Below are 17430 nucleotides of genomic sequence, written 5' to 3'. Positions count from 1 at the left end.
GCGTAGCGTGGGCCCATGACGCGGTGCCTGCTCAACATCGACCTGGGGGAGCTGCCCGGGGAGGACGAACAGCTCTACGCGCTCGCGCATCTGGCGAACATCGCCTGCGGAGGACACGCGGGGGACGCGGCGTCCATGCGGCGGGCCCTGGAGCTGTGCGAGCGCCATGGCACGCGGGCGGGCGCGCATCCGTCGTACGAGGACCGTGAGAACTTTGGCCGCAAGGCGCTGAGCGTGGCGCCGGAGGTGCTTCGCGCGCAGGTGGCCGGGCAGTGCGCGCGGCTGGCGGCGCTGGCCCGGGAGCGCGGCGTGCCGGTGCGGCACGCGAAGCCGCACGGCGCGCTGTACCACGCGGCCAATCAGGCGCCCGCGCTGGCCCGGGCGGTGGTGGACGGCGTGGTGGACGCGCTGGGCCAGGACGTCACCTTCGTGGGACCGGGAACGGGAGCGCTGAGGGACGCGGCGCGAGCCGCCGGGCTCGGCTACGCGCGCGAGGGCTTCGCGGACCGGGGCACCTTGCCGGACGGGACGTTGATTCCACGCGGCCAGCCCGGCGCGGTGCTCACCGACGTGGCCCTGGCGCGCGAGAACACAGCGAGGCTGGCCACGGGCGGCGCGGTGGACACGCTGTGCGTGCACGGGGACACGCCGGGGGCCGTGGCGCTGGCCCGCGAGGTGCGCGCGATGCTGGATGCGCTGGAGCAGCCCCCGGAGCCGCTGGGGGACAGCGCGCTGCGGCTGGTGCTGCCGGAGGCGGTGGACCGGGCACGGGCGCGCGAGGCCCTCTGCGCGCTGCCGGGCGTGCTCGACGCGGTCATCACGGAGGCCCACGCCTGCGTGTACTTCGACCCGGCGACCCCGCCCGAGTCCCCCGCGCTCGTGTTGACGCGGCTGCGCGTGGAGCCCGTGTCTCCCGTGGAGGCGCCGCTCATCCGCATCCGCGTGCGCTACGACGGCGAGGACCTGCCGAAGGTGGCGGGGCACGCGGGCCTGTCGGTGGAGGAGGTGATCCGCCGCCACACGGCCCGTGAGTACACGGTCCGCTGCGTGGGGTTCCTGCCGGGCTTCGCGTACCTGGGAGAGGTGGACCCGAGCATCGCGTGTCCCCGGCTGCCCGCGCCGCGCACGCGCGTGCCAGCGCTCGCGGTGGGCATCGCCGGGGCGCGCACGGGCGTGTATCCGTTCGCGTCTCCAGGGGGCTGGAACCTCGTGGGCACGGCGCGAGACTTCACCGCCTTCGACCCGGCGCGAGGCGCGGTGCTGCACCTGGGCGACCGCGTGCGCTTCGAACGGGAGGACGGATGACGACCGCTGTCGAGATCACCGGCCTGGGTGCTCCCGCGATGGTGCAGGACGGCGGCCGGCCGGGCGCCATGCACCACGGCGTTCCCCCGGGCGGTGCGTGGGTGCCGGAGCTGCTCATCGCGGCGAACCGCGCGGTGGGCAATGCGCCGGGAGCGGCGGCGGTGGAGGCGTATGGCCGGATGGAGTTGCGCGCGCGGGGCCGCGACGTGCGCGTGTCCGTGGATGGCGCGCCCCCCGACCTGCTCTCGGACGGCGACACCCTCACCGTGCCCGCGCCCACCCGGTACGCCGTGCGCTACGTGGCCGTGGACGGCGCGCTGGCGGTTCCCGAGGTCCTGGGGGGCCATGGCACGCTGTGGGTGGCCCGCATGGGCGGCTGGGAGGGCCGTCCGCTGCGCACCGGCGACCGGCTCCCGCTGGGCATTCCCGCCGCGAGGCAGGGCCCGCCCTCGGACGCGGACCTCCAGCGGCTCGAGGCGGCACTGGACCCCACCGCTCCGTTGCGGGTGCTGCTGGGTCCGGACGCCGCCTGCTTCGGCGACGCGGCCTTGGCCGTGCTGCTGGGCAGCACCTTCACCGTGTCGCCCTCCAGCGACCGCGTGGGTCAGCGCCTGGACGGGCCCCCTGTCCCACACGGAGACGAGGGCACGGGCACGTCGCGTCCCATGGTGCGCGGCGCCCTCCAGGTCACGTTGTCCGGCGCCCCCATCGTGTTGGGCCCGGACCACCCCACCACCGGGGGCTACCCGTTGATCGCCTCCGTCATCCGCGCCGACTGGGGCCGGCTGGGCGCGCGCCGTCCGGGGACTCCGGTGCGCTTCCAGGCCGTGTCCCTGGAGGAGGCCCGCGAGGCATGGAGGGCGCATCCCGCCCGTCCGCCCCAGGCAACTCCCGGCCCCCTCCGTCCGATACTGGAAGGATGAACTCCCCGAAGATCGGCCCGCGCACCGCCTCCACGCCCCGCACGTCCGATCCAGTCGTCCCTCCTCGCCCGCGCAACGAGGCGAAGCCCGCGGCGCGCGACGGCCAGGGTGCCTCCCTCTTCGAGTCGTCGAAGTCCACGAAGGCCCCGGTGGCGCTGTCCACGCCGGCCGCGGCGACCCAGCAGGGCGGCCCGCGCCCCACGCCGGGCACCTACCCGACCCGCGCCGACGTGGCGAACATCGCCGCGATGAAGGACCCGGTGGCGCGCAACCTGGCCATCACCCAGGGCTACCACGACCTGTCCGACGCGGTGGGGACGCTGCTGGGCAAGGAGAACGCCAACTGGTCCACCTTCGCCACCTGGGCCTCGAAGCAGGCCGGCGTGAGCATCCGCCAGGAGGACATGCCGAAGGCCTTCGTGGACGTGCTCAAGGGCGGCGGCGTCCTCGGTGAGGCCATGTCCAAGGTGGACGACCTGTTGCGCAAGCTGGGCCTGCCCGCGATGCCCACGGGCGACATCGCCAAGGCGGGCGCGGACGCGCTCAACACCGTCAGCAAGGCCATTGGCGACGGCAACCAGTTCGTCTTCCAGGAGGTGGGCCAGGAGTTCGCCCGCTTCGTGGAGACCTTCCAGGGCGACACCCAGCTGGACCCCGCGAAGCTCCAGCAGTACCTGGAGGCCTTCCCCTCCGACAAGCCGCTCTTGAAGGACGCGTTCGGCAACTACGCGCAGGCCATGTTCGAGAAGGACCCGAACAAGAAGGCCGAGCTGATGCTCCTGGCCAACGACACCGTGGGCCTGCACGAGCAGACGCAGCTCCAGTCCTTCGTGGAGAAGGCGCTCAACGCGCCGGTGAAGGACATCTTCAGCAACATCCTCAAGAAGAGCATCCAGGCGGGGGCCAGCGCGCTGCCCTTCCCCGCCAACCTCGCGGCGCGGGCCGCCATCAAGTCGGGCGTGGTGGACCTGGCCGTCAACCCGCTGGTGGGCAAGCTGGCGGACGTGTTCCGCGGCATCGCCACCGAGCACATGATGAAGCTCGCGGTGCCCGGCGGCGCGCTGAAGCTGGGCAACGACCTGCCTCCGCCCGCGGGCATGGAGTCGACGCTCTTCCCGCCGCACCTGCGCACCCTGGAGAACCCGAAGCTGCGCGAGCTGATGGGCCGCCTGGACGCCACGCCCGACAGCCTCAAGGGCACGGCCGCGAAGGACTGGAGCAAGCTGGACCAGCGGATGAACTACATCGTGGACCTCTTCCGCTCGCGCCAGTCGGATCCGCGCCTGTTCGACCAGCCCTTCGGCAAGGAGGCACACTACCCGGTGGCCCCCGCCGCTCCGCGAACCGCCTCCGCACCCGGAGTGGCGTAGGCCCCTGTCATCCCCACCAAGGGAGTCCCCTCCTTGAATGCGCGGCGCCCGGCTTCGTCCATCCGGGCATCGACGCACTTGAAGGAGACTCCCCATGGTGAAGTGGCTGCTGGCAACGATGGCGCTGTCCCTCCCGGCCCTGGCGCACGCGGGCGGTCCCCGCGACCACGCCGAGCAGGCCCGCGACCGGCAGGAGCTGCGCCAGGACGCCCGGGAGCTCCGCGATGATCGCCTCGACCTGCGGCAGATGGAGACGCTGCTGTCCCGCTACGACTCGGCCCGGGGCCGCTACGCGCGCCGGGATCTGCAGCGGGTGGAGGAAGAGCTGCGCGCCTACGTGGCGTCGGAGCTGAGCGAATCCCGCCGCGAGCTGGCGCAGGACAAGCAGGAGGCGCGAAGCAGCGCCCGCGAGGTGCGCCACGACGGCTACCGCCGCGACGACCGTCAGGACCACCGCGACGACGTGCGCGACGTCCGCCAGGAGGCCCGCGCCCTGCAACAGACGCGCGCCATCGCGCAGGAGCTGAACGGCCTCTACGGGCGCATGGACAGCGGCAGCGTCACGCGCAAGCGCATGCTGATCGCCGACCTGGTCCAGCTCGCCCGCGCCGAGCAGTCGCGAAACCGTCAGGAGCTCCGGGAGGACCGCCGCGAGGCCCGTGAAGACAGCCGCTGGTACTGAGCGGCCCCTGGGACAGGAGAGGGCCCGCGAGCGCCGGCCCTCATCCTCCGGCCGCCGTCACACCTCGTCCGCGGCCGAGAACCCCTCCAGCCGCGCGATGCCCAGCTTCTTCATCCGGCTCTGCAGCGTGGACGGCTTGAGCCCCAGCAGCGCCGCCGCCCCGCCGTCTCCGTAGACCCGGCCCCGCGTGAGCGTGAGCACCCGCAGGATGTGTTCGCGCTGCACGGCCGCCAGCGTGAGCACCTTCGCCCCGGCCTGCAGCGGCGCCGCGGTCTCCTCCACCGGCGTCACCCGCGCCCGATCCCCTGGAAGGTCGAAGGACTGCGACGACAGCTCCGGGCCGCTCGTGAGGATGGTGGCGCGCTCCAGCGCGTTCGCCAGCTCACGCAGGTTGCCCGGCCAGTCATACGCCGCCAGCCGCGCCAGCCCGGAGGTCGACACCCGGATGCCGCGCCGGCCAATGCGCCGCGCCTGCTCCTCCAGCAGGAACGCGGCCAGCTGCGGCAGGTCCTCGCGCCGCTCGCGCAGGGGCGGCAGCCGCAGCGGGAACACGCTCAGGCGGTAGAACAGGTCCTCGCGGAAGCGCTTCTGCGCGATGGCCTGGTGCAGGTCCACATGCGTCGCCGCCAGGATGCGCACGTCCGCCTTCACCGTCTTGTCGCTGCCCACCGGCTCGAACGTCTTCTCCTGCAGCGCGCGCAGCAGCTTCGCCTGCAGCTCCACCGGCAGCTCGCCAATCTCATCCAGCAGCAGCGTGCCTCCGTGCGCCATCTGGAAGCGGCCCGCCCGGTCGCGGTTCGCCCCGGTGAACGCGCCCTTCACGTGGCCGAACAGCTCGCTCTCCAGCAGCCCCGCCGGGATCGCCGCGCAGTTGAGCGACACGAAGGGCTGGTCCGCCCGCGGACTCCAGCGGTGGATGGCCCGCGCCAGACGCTCCTTGCCCGTGCCCGTCTCGCCGGTGATGAGCACCGGCGTGTCCGTCTCCGCCACCTGCCGGGCGCGCCGGGCCAGGTCCTGCATCACCGGACTCAGCGACGTCTCCAGGATGCCTTCCGACTCCCCGCCCAGCTGCGACTCCAACAGCTTCGCGTGCTCGTGGTCCTGGCGGTGCAGCCGCTCCACCACCGCGCGTTGCTCGGCGCCCTGGAGCGCCGTGGCCAGCATCTGCCCGTACACCTCCACCAGGTCCACCACCGGCTGCGCGTAGGTCTCGCACTGCACGCGGTCCAACGTCAGCACGCCGTAGCAGCGCTCCCCCGCGCACAGCGGCACCACCATGCACGCGTGCCCCTCGGGCAGGTCCAGCACCCCGTCGAAGGGGTCCCCATCCCCGTGCGCGTGGTCCTCCTCCGTGAACGCCCGCGCGCGCCGCGTCTCCAGCGCCTGCCGCAGCGAAGGGAAGTCCGACAACTGGAGCGAATGCTTGCGCACCGCCTGGTTCGCCAGCGGACCGCGCGCCGCCACCGCCTCCAGCTTCCCCTCCTTGAGGAGGAACAGCGTGGCCAGGTCGAACGGCACCACCCGGGTCAGCCAATCCAGTCCACGCCGGAGCAGCTCCGCCACCCCTTCTTCGGTGGTGGCCAGCTCGACCAGCTCCCGGGCATCGTGTGTCACTTCCGGGTGGCGTCCCATGAGTTCGTCCGGCATGGGCGACCGATAACAGCGATTCACCGAAATTGCAGTGGCGGCCGCACCGGGATTTCGTGGTCCCTCGCGTCCCAGCGGCAGGCTCTCATCCAACCCCTTGAATCCAGGGGCGGTTTTCGCCAGCCCCTGTCCCGGGAGTGAGGAGCAGGCGGGCGGGCCCGTTCGCTGCACGCCGGAGCCCTTTGGCTGCACCGGTTCGGAGGGGGCCCTGGCGCGGACGTAGAGTCGTGCACACGTGGAATCCACCTCCCCCGCCGCGAGCCACCTCCTGCCGCCTCCCGCCGTGAGCCTCCGGCCGGAGGCTTCCGCGTCCGCGCCGTCCGCGTGGCTCCGTCAGGCGCGCCGCCTGCCGCTGCTCCTGCTGGCCTACGCCGTGCCGGGGGTCATCACCTCCAGCCAGACCTACTTCTACGCCCAGGCGAAGGACCCCACGTACCCGTTCACCCAGGCCCTGCTGCTGCATCTGCCACCCTGGTGGTACTGGGCGCTGGTCACGCCCCTCATCGTCGCGCTCGGGCGGCGCTTCCGCCTGGAGCGCGGCGTCTGGCGTCGCTCGCTCGCGGTGCACGTGCCCGTCCTCGTCGGGCTGATCATTCCCCACCTGTTCCTCATCATCGCCGTCAACCGCTTCGCGGAGGAGAAGTGGTACCTGGACAACTCGCTGGGCTTCATCATGCCCATGCTGTTGGGCAAGTACGGCGTCACGGACATCCCTGTCTATGGGGGCATCCTCGCCGTGGGCGCCGCCCTGGAGTACCAGCGCCGCTATGTCGAGGGAGCGCTGATCCAATCGCAGCTGGAGACGCGACTGGTCCACGCGCAGTTGGACGCCCTGCGCGCGCAGCTGCACCCGCACTTCCTCTTCAACACGCTCAACGCCATCTCCGTCCTGGTGCGCAAGCAGGACACCGCCGGCTCCATCCGGATGATCACCGGCGTCAGCGAGCTGCTGCGCATGGCGCTCAACACCACCGGCCGCCAGCAGGTCCCGCTCCATGAGGACCTGGCCTTCCTGGAGCGCTACCTCGACATCGAGCAGACGCGCTTCCAGGACCGGCTCCAGGTGGTCCGCGCCATCGACCCCGCGGCGCTCGGCGCGCTCGTGCCCAGCCTCATCCTCCAGCCGCTCGTGGAGAACGCCATCAAGCACGGCCTCGCCACCCGCTCCGGCGCTGGACGCGTGGAGCTGCGCGCGGCGCGCGACGGAGCCCGGCTGCTGCTGGAGGTGCTCGATGACGGCCCGGGGCTCGCGCCCGGCTGGGACACCCCGGACGGCGGCATCGGCGTGGCCAACGTGCGGGCGCGGTTGCACTCGCTCTACGCGGACCGCCACGTCTTCTCCCTGGAGAACCGCGCCGGGGGGGGCGTGCGCGCCCGCCTGGAGCTTCCCTTCCAGCCGGCCTCGCCCTCGGAATGAACGCGTCCGCCTGCATCCGCACCCTCCTCGTGGATGACGAGCCGCTCGCTCGCGAGGGGCTGCGCCTGCTGCTCTCCACGGACCCGGAGGTCCGCGTGGTGGGTGAGGCCGGCAACGGACCGGAGGCGGTGCGCCTCATCCGCGAGCAGCGGCCGGACCTCGTCCTGCTCGACGTGCAGATGCCGGAGCTCAATGGCTTCGAGGTGCTCTCCCACCTGGGCCCTGGCGAGATGCCCGCCGTCATCTTCGTCACCGCGTATGACCGCTACGCCCTGCGCGCCTTCGACATCCACGCGCTCGACTACCTGCTCAAGCCCTTCCGCGACGACCGCTTCCACGACGCCGTCGGCCGCGCCAAGGCGCAGATCCGCCTGAGGCGCATGTCCGACCTCAGCCAGCGACTGATGTCCGTGCTCTCCACCTATGGCGAGCGCGACATCACGCCCCCACCCACCATGGCACCGGCCCCTCCCGCCGCGCCGGAGCCATGGGTGCGCAGGCTGGCAATCCGCGACACGGGCCGGGTCGTGTTCCTGGACGTGGATGAGATCGAATACATCGAGGCCGCCGACTACTACGTGCAGATCCACGCGGGCGGGAAGGCGTACCTCCACCGCGAGACGATGCAGAGCCTGGAGGCGCGGTTGGATCCGGAGCGCTTCATGCGCATCCACCGCTCGGCCATCGTCAACTCGCGCCGCATCCGCGAGCTGCGCAGCGAAGGGCGCAGGGAGCTCGTGGTGGTGCTGACGGGCGGCGCCGAACTGCGCGTGGCGCGCAGCCACCGGGAGAAGTTCCAGCACCTGGGCTGAACTGGCCGGGCCCGTTCGCTGCACGCCCAGGCCCGTTCACCGCACGCCCATCCCCACCGGCTGAACGCTCCACCCGCGACGTGCCCGCACGGGCACCGTGCCTCCCGCGACCCACCCGCACGGAGGCACACCTGATGCTGCGCAAGCCCCTCGTCGTCTCGTTCCTGGCCCTCGGTCTGACGTTCGCGCCCACCATCGCGGCGGCGGGCGAAGGCGCCGGATGCACCCAGGGTTCCTCCCAGGCTTCGATGACGCTCCAGACGGTCGTCGACAAGCACCTGAAGGCCATGGGCGGCAAGGAGCGGATCAAGGCCGCGAAGACGTTTCAGATCACCACCCGCGTCACCGAGGGCACCACGGTGACGACTTCGACCCTGCGGCGTGCGCGACCCAACCTCTTGCGCAACGACATGGACACGAACGGCGCCCAGGTCACCAGGCTGTTCGATGGGCAGCAGGGCTGGGTGGTGGAGGGGACGGCCGCGCCGAAGCAAGTGAGCCAGGAGCTGAACGCGCTGATGGCCGAGGGCGCGGTGTTCGATGACGCCCTGCTGGACCCGAAGGCCCGGGGCGTCGTCACGCTGGCGCTGGACGGCACGGTGGAGGTGGAGGGCGCTCCCGCGTTCAAGCTGGTCCTCACCCGCGCCCGGGAGACGGAGGTCCGCTTCATCGACGCGAAGTCCTTCCTGGAGGTGCGCCGCACGTATGCCGGCACCCAGGAGGGCAAGGCGTTCAACAAGACGATGGCCTTCTCCGATTACCGCGACGTGGACGGCATCATGCTGAGCCACCACGTGCGGTGGGAGGCCGACGGTAAGCCGGGCGAGAAGGTCGTCCAGAGCGCCCGCTACGACGCGCCCGTCGACGCCGCCACGTTCAAGGCGACGACGCCGCGCAGCTGAGCCGCCGCGCTTCTTCCCTAGCGGGAGCGCTCGGCTCCCCTGGGGGACGGTCCCCAAGCCCCCCGCGCCGGAAAGCCCGGACCGTGGGCGCTTCGACTCCCTTTCCTCCTCCACGTCCGGCGAATGGCCCCTCCTTCCGTCCTCCTCCTCGCGCTCGCCGCGGTCTCGACCCAGGCCGTGGCGCCCTCCTCCTCCGACCTGCCTCCGGCCACCCGCCCACCCGCGGTGGAGGACTCGATGCTCACCCCTGTCCCGGCCGCGCCCCGGCTCGTGAAGAGCTGGGATGAGGCGCTCGCACTGATGCGCGAGCGGTCCACGGACCTGCGCGGCGCCGAAGCGAGCGTGGAGCGCGCGAGCGGGCGCTGGCGTCAGGCCCTCTCCGCGCTGCTGCCCAATGCGCGCGCCCAGGCGGGCGTGGCGCTGGATCTCCTCAATCCCGACGTTCCTTCGGGGGTGCTTCCCGGCGCCGCGGGAGACAACCACACCGTCACCGCCCCCACGGGAACCCTTGGCGCGACGCTGACGCAGGCGGTGGTGGACCTGAGCGCGTGGAGGGGACTGTCGGCGGCCCGGGAGGCGGAGACGGGCGCGGTGGCCAGCCTTCAAGACACCCGGCGTCGGCTCACCCTGGGGCTGGCGCAGGTGCTGGTGGCTACCGTGGCCGCTGAACGCGCCGCGGAGATCAACCGCGTGGGCCTGAGGCGCGCGCTGGAGCGTGCCGCGCTCACGCAGCGCACCTTGGAGCTGGGTGCGGGCAACCAGTTGGACGTGGTGCGCGTCGATCAGGACGTGGCGGTGGCTCGCGGCGCGCTCATCGCCGGGGACGAACAGTTGCGCCGGACGCGCGAGGCGTTGGGCCTCTCGCTGGGCTTCGGCCAGTCCATGGGCGTCGACCCGGCCTTCGACTTGCGGGGGCTCGTGGAGCGGACGCGCAATACCTGCGCCCCGCTGGAGAGCCTGGACGCGCGGCCCGACCTGGTGGCGGCGCGCGCCCAGGTGGAGTCCGCGCGAGAGAGCCGGAGGCAGGCCGCCGCGGGCTATCTGCCCACGCTGGGCGTCAGCAGCACGCTCGCGGGCCTCACCACGGACCCGGGCTTCGGTCGCATCGCGACGTGGAACGTCGCCGCCGTGCTCTCGGTGCCTCTCTGGGAGGGCGGCGGGCGCGGAGGGCTGGTGCGGGAGCGTACGGGCGTGGAGGCCCAGGCGGAGGCGGCGCTGGAGCGCGCCCGCCGCGACGTGGAGCTGGAGGTGGCGCGGGCCCGCCGCAGCGTGGAGGTGGCCGAAGCGCTGGTGAAGAACGCGGTGGAGTCGCGGGACCTCGCCGAGCGCACCGACCGGCTCACCCGCCGCGCCTACGAAGTGGGCCGTGGCGGCAGCCTCGATCTGGTGCAGAGCGGCGCGGCCCTGCGACAGGCGGAGCTGGACCTGGTGCTGCGCGAGTTCACGCTCGTCCAGGCACGCCTGGACGCGTTCCTGACGGAGGCCCGATGCGACAGGTGAAGCAGGAAGCGCGGATGACGACGCCCCACCCGGCCACACCCGGACGCGTTCCTGACGGAGGCCCGATGCGACAGGTGAAGCACGGAGCACGGATGACGCCCCATCCAGGCCCGCCTGGACGCGTGCCTGACGAAGGCCCGACGCGACAGGTGAAGCCGGGAGCGCGGATGACGACCCATCCAGGCCCGCCTGGACGCGCTCCTGACGGAGGCCCGATGCGGCGAGTGAAGCAAGAAGCGCGGATGACGACCCATCCAGCCACTCCTGGACGCGTTCCTGACGGAGGCCTGATGCGGCGGGTGAATCAGGAAGCGCGGATGACGACACCCCCTCCAGCCACACCTGGACCTGTTCCTGCTGACAACCCGATGCGCCCCCTGGAGATGTGGATGAAGATGTTGTGGAGCATGGCGGTGATCGCGGCCGTGGCCGGCTGCTCGGAGAACAAGGCGCCCCCCGCCGCACCTCCGCCACGCGAAATCGAAGCGGTCTCGCTGGCGCCGCAGGCAGTGCGTGAGACGGGTGAGTATCTGGGCAACCTGCTGTCGCGGCGGAGCGTCGCCGTGCTGCCACAGGTCGCGGGCGCCGTGCGCCGCATCCACGTGCGCCCCGGTCAGCAGGTGGAGGAAGGCGCGCCGCTGGTGGAGGTGGACGCGCGCGAGGAGACGGCCGCGCTCGACAGCGCGCAGGCACAACTGAGCGCATCCCAGGTCCAGCTGGAGCTGGCCCGCCGCACCCGCGCCCGCACCGAGGCACTTCACGGAGAAGGCCTCGCCAGCGCGCAGGAGCTGGAGAACGTCCGGGCGCAGGTGGAGGCCGCGGAGGCCGCGGCTCGCTCGTCGGCCGCGCAGGTGACGCAGCGCCAGGTGCAACTCCAGCTCAACGTGGTGCGAGCGCCCTTCGCGGGCACCGTGGATGACGTGCTGGTGCGCGTGGGAGACTCCGTCAGCGCCTCCACGCCGCTGACCCACGTGGCGCAAGCGGATGTCCTCGAAGTGGGCGTGTGGATCCCCCCGACACGCGCGCGCGCCCTGAAGCCAGACACGGTGCTGGAGCTCCTGGACGCGCGAGGGGCGGTGCTGCTCACCAGCAGGGTCTTCTTCATCGCGCCCCAGGCCGACCCGCGGACCCAGCTGGTGGAGGTGAAGGCCGCCTTCCGCAACACGGTGGGCCTGCGCCCCAACGAGCTGGTGCGCGCGCGCATCGTCTATTCGGCGCGCGACGCGCTGCGGATTCCAGCGCTGGCGGTGGTGCGCCAGAGCGGCCAGCCCTTCGCCCTCGTGGTGCGGGCGCAGGGCGCAGGGGCGGTGGTGGAGCGCCGCCCCATCACCCTGGGAGCCCTGGGTGATCAGGCCTACGTCGTGGAAGGGGGCCTGAAGACAGGGGACGTGGTGGCCGTGTCGTCCATCCAGGCCCTGCGCGACGGCATGTCCGTGAAGGTGAAGCACCCCGGCGCCCCTCCGCCCTCCCAGACCCTGGCGAACGTGCCACCAGCGAGCGGCCACTGAGCCAGGGGACGGGACACACCATGTTCATCGACTTCTTCATCCGCCGGCCCGTCTTCGCCATCGTCTGCTCCATCCTGCTGACGCTGGCGGGCGCCATCGCCATCCCCACGCTGCCCATCGCCCAGTATCCGGACCTCGCGCCACCGCAGGTGACCGTCACCGCCACCTACGTGGGCGCCAGCGCGGAGGTCGTGGAGAGCGCCGTCACCATCCCCCTGGAGCAGGAGCTCAACGGGGTGGAGGGCATGCGCTACATCACCTCCACCAGCGGCAATGACGGCACCAGCACCATCACCCTCACCTTCGAAGCCACCCGGGACATCGAGGTCGCGGCGGTGGACGTGCAGAACCGGGTCAGCCGTGCCGCCGCGCGCCTGCCCTCCCAGGTGAACCAGACGGGCATCATCGTCAACAAGGCCTCCAGCCAGATCCTCCTGTCCGTGGCGCTGTTCAGCGCGGACGACCGCTACGACGCGAAGTTCCTCAGCAACTACGCGGACGTGAACCTCAAGGACGCCATCAAGCGCGTGCGCGGCGTGGGCGAGGTGCGCATCTTCGGCGAGCGGCGGTTCTCCATGCGCCTGTGGCTGGACCCCACGGAGCTGGCGCGGCGCAAGCTCACGCCCCAGGACGTCACGCGCGCCCTCCAGGAGCAGAACCTCCAGGTGGCCGCGGGCCAGGTGGGCCAGCCGCCCTCCGCGGAGGATCAGCCCTACCAGTTCGCGGTGCGCGCGCGAGGCCGGCTGATGGAGCCGGAGGAGTTCGGCGACATCGTCCTCCTGCGCCAGGAGGACGGCAGGAGCGTCCGCGTGAAGGACGTGGGCCGGGTGGAGCTGGGCGCGGAGAACTACAGCACGCTGCTGCGCTTCGGCGGGAAGCAGGCCGTGGGCATCGCCACCTTCCAGCTCCCCACCGCCAACGCCCTGGAGGTGCGCGACGCCGTCTACGCGGAGCTGGTGCGGCTGTCCGCCCAGTTCCCACCGGGCATGGAGTTCCAGACGGGCACGGACACCACGCTCGCGGTGCGCGCCACCCTCCGCGAGGTGGTCCAGACGCTGGTGGAAGCCATCGCCCTGGTCATCGTCGTCATCTTCCTGTTCCTGCACGGCTGGCGCAGCGTGCTCATCACCGCGCTCACCCTCCCCGTCTCGCTGGTGGGCACCTTCGCCTTCGTGCGGTGGATGGGCTTCTCCGTCAACACCCTCACCCTCTTCGGCCTCACCCTGGCCACGGGCCTGGTGGTGGATGACGCCATCGTCGTCATCGAGAACATCGAGCGGCTGATGAAGGAGCGGGCGCTGTCGGCCCCCCAGGCCGCGCGCGCGGGCATGAAGGAGGTGTCGGGCGCGGTCGTCGCCATCTCCATCGTGCTGGTGGCCGTGTTCATCCCGGTGGCCTTCTTCCCCGGCACCACCGGCGCCATCTACCGCCAGTTCGCCCTCACCCTCACCGCGTCGGTGGCCCTCTCCACCTTCTGCGCGCTCACCCTCACGCCCGCGCTCTCCGCGCGGATGCTCACGAACCATGCCGGGACGAAGTGGGGGTTCTTCCGCGCGGTGGACGCGGTGCTCGACCGGACGCGCGACCTGTACGGGCGGGGGCTGCGCCGGCTGCTGAAGCACCCGGCCCTCCTCCTGATGGCGTTCCTGCTGTGCATCGGCGTCACGGGGGTGCTCCTCAAGGTGACGCCCACGGGCTTCATCCCCGACGAGGACCAGGGCTACCTGATCATCTCCGTGCAGGGGCCGGAGGGCTCGTCGCTCGCCCAGACGGAAAAGGTGATGGCGGAGGTGGAGAAGGTGCTCCAGGCCCAGCCAGAGGTGCGCGCCATCTTCGCCAACGGCGGCTTCTCCCCGCAGAGCACGGGCCCCAACATGGCCAGCATCTTCGTCGCCTTGAAGTCATGGGAGGAGCGGCCCGGCCGTGAGCAGTCGGTGGCCGCGCTCGTCGAGCGGCTGCGAGGCCCCCTGAGCCAGTTGGGCGGCGCGCGCGTCGTGCCCTTCCAGCCCCCCGCCATCCGCGGCGTCGGCGCCGTGGGCGGCTTCCAGTACGTCATCGAGGACACCGCCGGCACCCGCTCACTGGACGAGCTCGCGTCAGCCGCGCAGCAGCTGATGGCGAAGGGCAACGAGGACGCCCGGCTTCGCGGCGTCTTCACCGGCTTCAACGCGGACACGCCCCTCCTGGACGTGGAGGTGGACCGCCAGAAGGCCAAGGCCCTGGGCGTCCCCATCGAGCAGATCTTCAGCACCATGCAGCTCTACATGGGCAGCCAGTACGTCAACGACTTCAACTACGCGAACCGCGCGTACCGCGTCTACGTCCAGGCCGACCAGCAGTTCCGCGACAGCCCCCTGGACATCGGCGCCTTCTACGTGCGCAGCGACAGCGGGGACATGATTCCGCTGGAGTCGCTGGTGAAGGTGGAGACCACCGTGTCCGCGCAGGTCATCCGCCACCACAACCTCTTCCGGGCGGTGGAGCTCAGCGGCCAGCCCGCGCCCGGCGAGTCCTCCGGACAGGCGATGGAGGCGATGGAGGCCCTGGCCGAGCGACACCTGCCCCAGGGCATGAGCGCGGAGTGGGCGGGCATCAGCCTGGAGCAGAAGCAGAGCGGAGCCCAGACGCTCCTCATCTTCGCGCTGGGCCTGCTCTTCGTCTTCCTGGTGCTGGCGGCGCAGTACGAGAGCTTCAGCCTGCCGCTCGTCATCCTCCTCTCGGTGCCGCTGGCCCTCCTGGGCGCGCTCGGCCTGCAGTACCTGCGCGGCTACGCCAACGACGTGTTCTGCCAGCTGGGGCTCGTGATGCTGGTGGGGCTGGCCAGCAAGAACGCCATCCTCATCGTGGAGTTCGCGGAGCAGCTGCGCGAGCACGGCCGGAGCGCCACCGACGCGGTGGTGGAGGCATCCGAGGTCCGCCTGCGCCCCATCCTCATGACGTCGATTGCCTTCCTCCTCGGCGTGGTGCCGATGATGACCGCCTCCGGCGCGGGCGCGGCGTCGCGCAACTCCCTGGGGACGGCCGTCTTCGGCGGCATGCTGGTGTCCACGGGGGTGAACCTCGTCTTCATCCCCGGCCTCTACGTCCTGATGCAGAAGCTGCGCGGCGGGGCGAAGCGGGCCGTGGACGACGTGGCGCCCGTGGCGGCTTCGTCACACTGACCGCGCGCCCGGACGGCCGCTCCAGCTCCAGGCCAGCAGACCCGCGGCGAAAGCGGGCCCGCGCCACCGGCAGGCGCGGGCCCGCTTTCGTCTGTTGGCGTTCGCGGGCGGGCGAAAGGGGCGTTCGCGGCCAACCATTCACGCCTCCCCCTGCCCGTACCTGATGCAACCACGCGCGCTTTCTCGTATTTTCGGCCGCACTCTCGGGAGGGCGGGCTGTGAGCGTCCAGTCGCCACCAGGCGCTCCGCTCCACCGAAATTGCAGTGGCGAAAGGCACCGGGATTTCGCTATTCACCATCCCGGAGACACCGCCCCGCCGGTGCAGAGGCCAGGGACTGATGTAAACCCCTGGAATCACAGCAGATTAAACATTGGCACGGTGGCTGCTTTACCAGTAGCAACCTACAACATCTGGGGTGGACCACGGTGGCCCGCCCCCCATCCCCAAGGAGTCGAACCATGCTGACCGTTGGCGACAAGCTTCCGAACTTCAAGCTGAAGGGCACCGTGAGCCTGGAGAAGAACAAGGAGTTCCAGGACATCTCCAACGACACGTACAAGGGCAAGTGGACGGTCCTGTTCGCGTGGCCGAAGGACTTCACGTTCATCTGCCCGACGGAGATCGCGGAGTTCGGCAAGCACAACAAGGACTTCCAGGACCGCGACGCGCAGGTGCTGGGCCTGTCCACCGACAGCGAGTTCGTGCACCACGCGTGGCGCACGCACCACCCGGACCTGAAGAACCTGCCCTTCCCCATGCTGGCGGACATCAAGCGCGAGCTGTCCAGCGCGCTGGGCATCCTGCACAAGGAGGAGGGCGTGGCCCTGCGCGCCACGTTCATCGCGGACCCCGAGGGCATCATCCGCCACGTGTCCGTGAACGACCTGTCCGTGGGCCGCAACGTCAAGGAGACGGTCCGCACGCTGGACGCGCTCCAGACGGACGAGCTGTGCCCGTGCAACTGGCAGAAGGGTGAGGAGACGCTCACCTCGAAGCTGCAGAAGGCGGGGTAAGGCACCATGGCCTCGCTCGAAGTCGTCCGCAGTGAGCTCGCGGACGCCCACAAGGACACCCGCCTCAACCTCTCCGCGGTCCTGGAGAGCACGAGCCTCACCCCCGAGCAGCGCTGGGGGACGGCCGTGGCATGCGCCTTCGCCGCCCGGAACGAGCGGCTGAAGGAGGCCATGCTGAACGAGGCGAAGCAGGCCCTGGGTGACAAGGCCGGGCCGGTCATCGAGGACGCCCGCGCGGCGGCCTCGCTGATGGCGATGAACAACGTCTACTACCGGTTCCGTCACATGGTCGGGAAGGAGTCGTACTCGACCAAGCGGGCCGGTCTGCGGATGAACCGGCTGGCGCAGGTGCTGACCAACAAGGTGGACTTCGAGCTGGTCTGCCTCGCGGTCAGCGCCATCAACGGCTGCGAGCTGTGCATCCAGTCCCACGAGAAGGTCGTCATCGACGGCGGCCTCTCCGAGGACCAGGTGCACGACGCGGTCCGCATCGCGGGCGTCATCCACGCGGCGGCGGTCGGGCTGGAATCCTAGACACCCGGCCGTTATCCCTGAGCTGTGATTGGCGCCCTCCGGTGGATGACACCGGGGGGCGCTGTCTTTTCTTTCCGACGTCCCACCCTCCACCCGAAAGGAACGTGTCCGTCATGGCCCTCTACAAGAGCCCCAGTCCCCTGTCCGAGCAGGCCCGCACCGCCATCGCCGCCACCCTCAATGAGCGGCTGTCGGACGGGTTGGACCTGCACTCGCAGATCAAGGTCGCCCACTGGAACATCAAGGGCCCGCAGTTCGCCGCGCTGCACCCGCTGTTCGAGACCTTCGCGGTGAGCCTCGCGAACCACAACGACTCCATCGCGGAGCGCGCGGTGACGCTGGGCGGCCGGGCGTACGGCACCAGCCGCCACGTGGGCACGCACAGCCGCCTGCCGGAGTATCCGCAGGAGACCTCGCGCGACCTGGAGCACGTGAAGCTCCTGGCCGAGCGCATCGAGGTGTACCTGGCCCACCTGCGCGACAGCCGCAAGCAGGTGGAGGGGCACCAGGACACGGACACGGTGGACCTCTTCACCGGCATCATCACGGAATTCGAGAAGCACGCCTGGTTCCTGCGGGCCTCACTGGAAGGCTAAAGGCTGCGCCGGAGCAGGGGGCGCGCTGGACTTCGCACGCCCGGGACGGGTGCGCCGC

General features: G+C 71.2%; 14 protein-coding genes. 13 read left to right on the top strand and 1 reads right to left on the bottom strand.

Annotated elements, in window-relative coordinates:
- The first annotated feature begins 15 nt into the window (after positions 1-15).
- The 4 genes from GTY96_RS03665 (at position 16) to GTY96_RS03650 (ending at position 4280) form a co-directional block, all read left to right on the top strand.
- Positions 16-1305 carry a LamB/YcsF family protein gene (locus tag GTY96_RS03665; RefSeq protein WP_161663836.1) on the top strand — a complete coding sequence of 430 codons (1290 nt, stop codon included), beginning with the start codon at positions 16-18 and terminating at the stop codon, positions 1303-1305.
- The gene (locus tag GTY96_RS03660; RefSeq protein ID WP_143898531.1) at positions 1302-2228 is read left to right on the top strand and encodes a 5-oxoprolinase subunit C family protein; all 927 of its coding nucleotides are present in this window, start codon (positions 1302-1304) and stop codon (positions 2226-2228) included. Before GTY96_RS03665 ends, GTY96_RS03660 begins: the two co-directional genes overlap by 4 nt.
- The gene (locus GTY96_RS03655) at positions 2225-3598 is read left to right on the top strand and encodes a hypothetical protein (protein ID WP_143898529.1); all 1374 of its coding nucleotides are present in this window, start codon (positions 2225-2227) and stop codon (positions 3596-3598) included. The genes GTY96_RS03660 and GTY96_RS03655 overlap by 4 nt, the downstream gene beginning before the upstream one ends.
- Before the next feature lie 94 nt (positions 3599-3692).
- A complete protein-coding gene (locus GTY96_RS03650) occupies positions 3693-4280 on the top strand; it encodes a hypothetical protein (protein WP_161663835.1) in 588 nt (195 codons plus the stop codon).
- 57 nt (positions 4281-4337) lie between these two features.
- Here the strand turns inward: GTY96_RS03650 and GTY96_RS03645 are convergent, their stop codons facing one another.
- Positions 4338-5927, bottom strand: coding sequence for a sigma 54-interacting transcriptional regulator (locus GTY96_RS03645; RefSeq protein WP_235685302.1), 1590 nt, complete (start codon positions 5925-5927; stop codon positions 4338-4340).
- 235 nt (positions 5928-6162) lie between these two features.
- Between GTY96_RS03645 and GTY96_RS38515 the strand changes: the two genes are divergently transcribed.
- The 9 genes from GTY96_RS38515 to dps all read left to right on the top strand — a co-directional run bounded on the left by GTY96_RS38515 (position 6163) and on the right by dps (position 17372).
- Positions 6163-7344 carry a sensor histidine kinase gene (locus GTY96_RS38515; protein ID WP_161663834.1) on the top strand — a complete coding sequence of 394 codons (1182 nt, stop codon included), beginning with the start codon at positions 6163-6165 and terminating at the stop codon, positions 7342-7344.
- Positions 7341-8156: a LytR/AlgR family response regulator transcription factor gene (locus GTY96_RS03635; protein WP_143898523.1), complete on the top strand. Its 816-nt coding sequence runs from the start codon at positions 7341-7343 to the stop codon at positions 8154-8156. Before GTY96_RS38515 ends, GTY96_RS03635 begins: the two co-directional genes overlap by 4 nt.
- A gap of 134 nt (positions 8157-8290) precedes the next feature.
- Positions 8291-9058, top strand: coding sequence for an outer membrane lipoprotein-sorting protein (locus GTY96_RS03630; protein WP_143898521.1), 768 nt, complete (start codon positions 8291-8293; stop codon positions 9056-9058).
- Positions 9059-9181: 123 nt separating this feature from the next.
- Positions 9182-10558, top strand: coding sequence for a TolC family protein (locus GTY96_RS03625; protein ID WP_143898518.1), 1377 nt, complete (start codon positions 9182-9184; stop codon positions 10556-10558).
- Positions 10559-10947: 389 nt separating this feature from the next.
- Positions 10948-12066 (top strand): efflux RND transporter periplasmic adaptor subunit, encoded by a 1119-nt coding sequence (locus GTY96_RS03620; RefSeq protein WP_370456541.1) that lies wholly within the window; start codon positions 10948-10950, stop codon positions 12064-12066.
- A gap of 20 nt (positions 12067-12086) precedes the next feature.
- Positions 12087-15227, top strand: coding sequence for an efflux RND transporter permease subunit (locus GTY96_RS03615; protein ID WP_161663832.1), 3141 nt, complete (start codon positions 12087-12089; stop codon positions 15225-15227).
- Positions 15228-15687: 460 nt separating this feature from the next.
- Complete coding sequence (locus GTY96_RS03610; RefSeq protein WP_014394422.1) at positions 15688-16242, top strand: peroxiredoxin; 555 nt, start codon at positions 15688-15690, stop codon at positions 16240-16242.
- Positions 16243-16248: 6 nt separating this feature from the next.
- The gene (locus tag GTY96_RS03605; RefSeq protein WP_143898513.1) at positions 16249-16776 is read left to right on the top strand and encodes a carboxymuconolactone decarboxylase family protein; all 528 of its coding nucleotides are present in this window, start codon (positions 16249-16251) and stop codon (positions 16774-16776) included.
- A 113-nt stretch (positions 16777-16889) separates the two neighbouring features.
- The gene (gene dps / locus GTY96_RS03600; protein ID WP_143898511.1) at positions 16890-17372 is read left to right on the top strand and encodes a DNA starvation/stationary phase protection protein Dps; all 483 of its coding nucleotides are present in this window, start codon (positions 16890-16892) and stop codon (positions 17370-17372) included.
- The last annotated feature ends 58 nt before the right edge of the window (positions 17373-17430 follow it).

The sequence above is a fragment of the Corallococcus silvisoli genome, assembly GCF_009909145.1.
Lineage (GTDB): Bacteria > Myxococcota > Myxococcia > Myxococcales > Myxococcaceae > Corallococcus > Corallococcus silvisoli.
The sequence above is the reverse complement of the archived record's forward strand: the minus strand, read 5'-3'. Positions and strand labels throughout refer to the sequence as shown.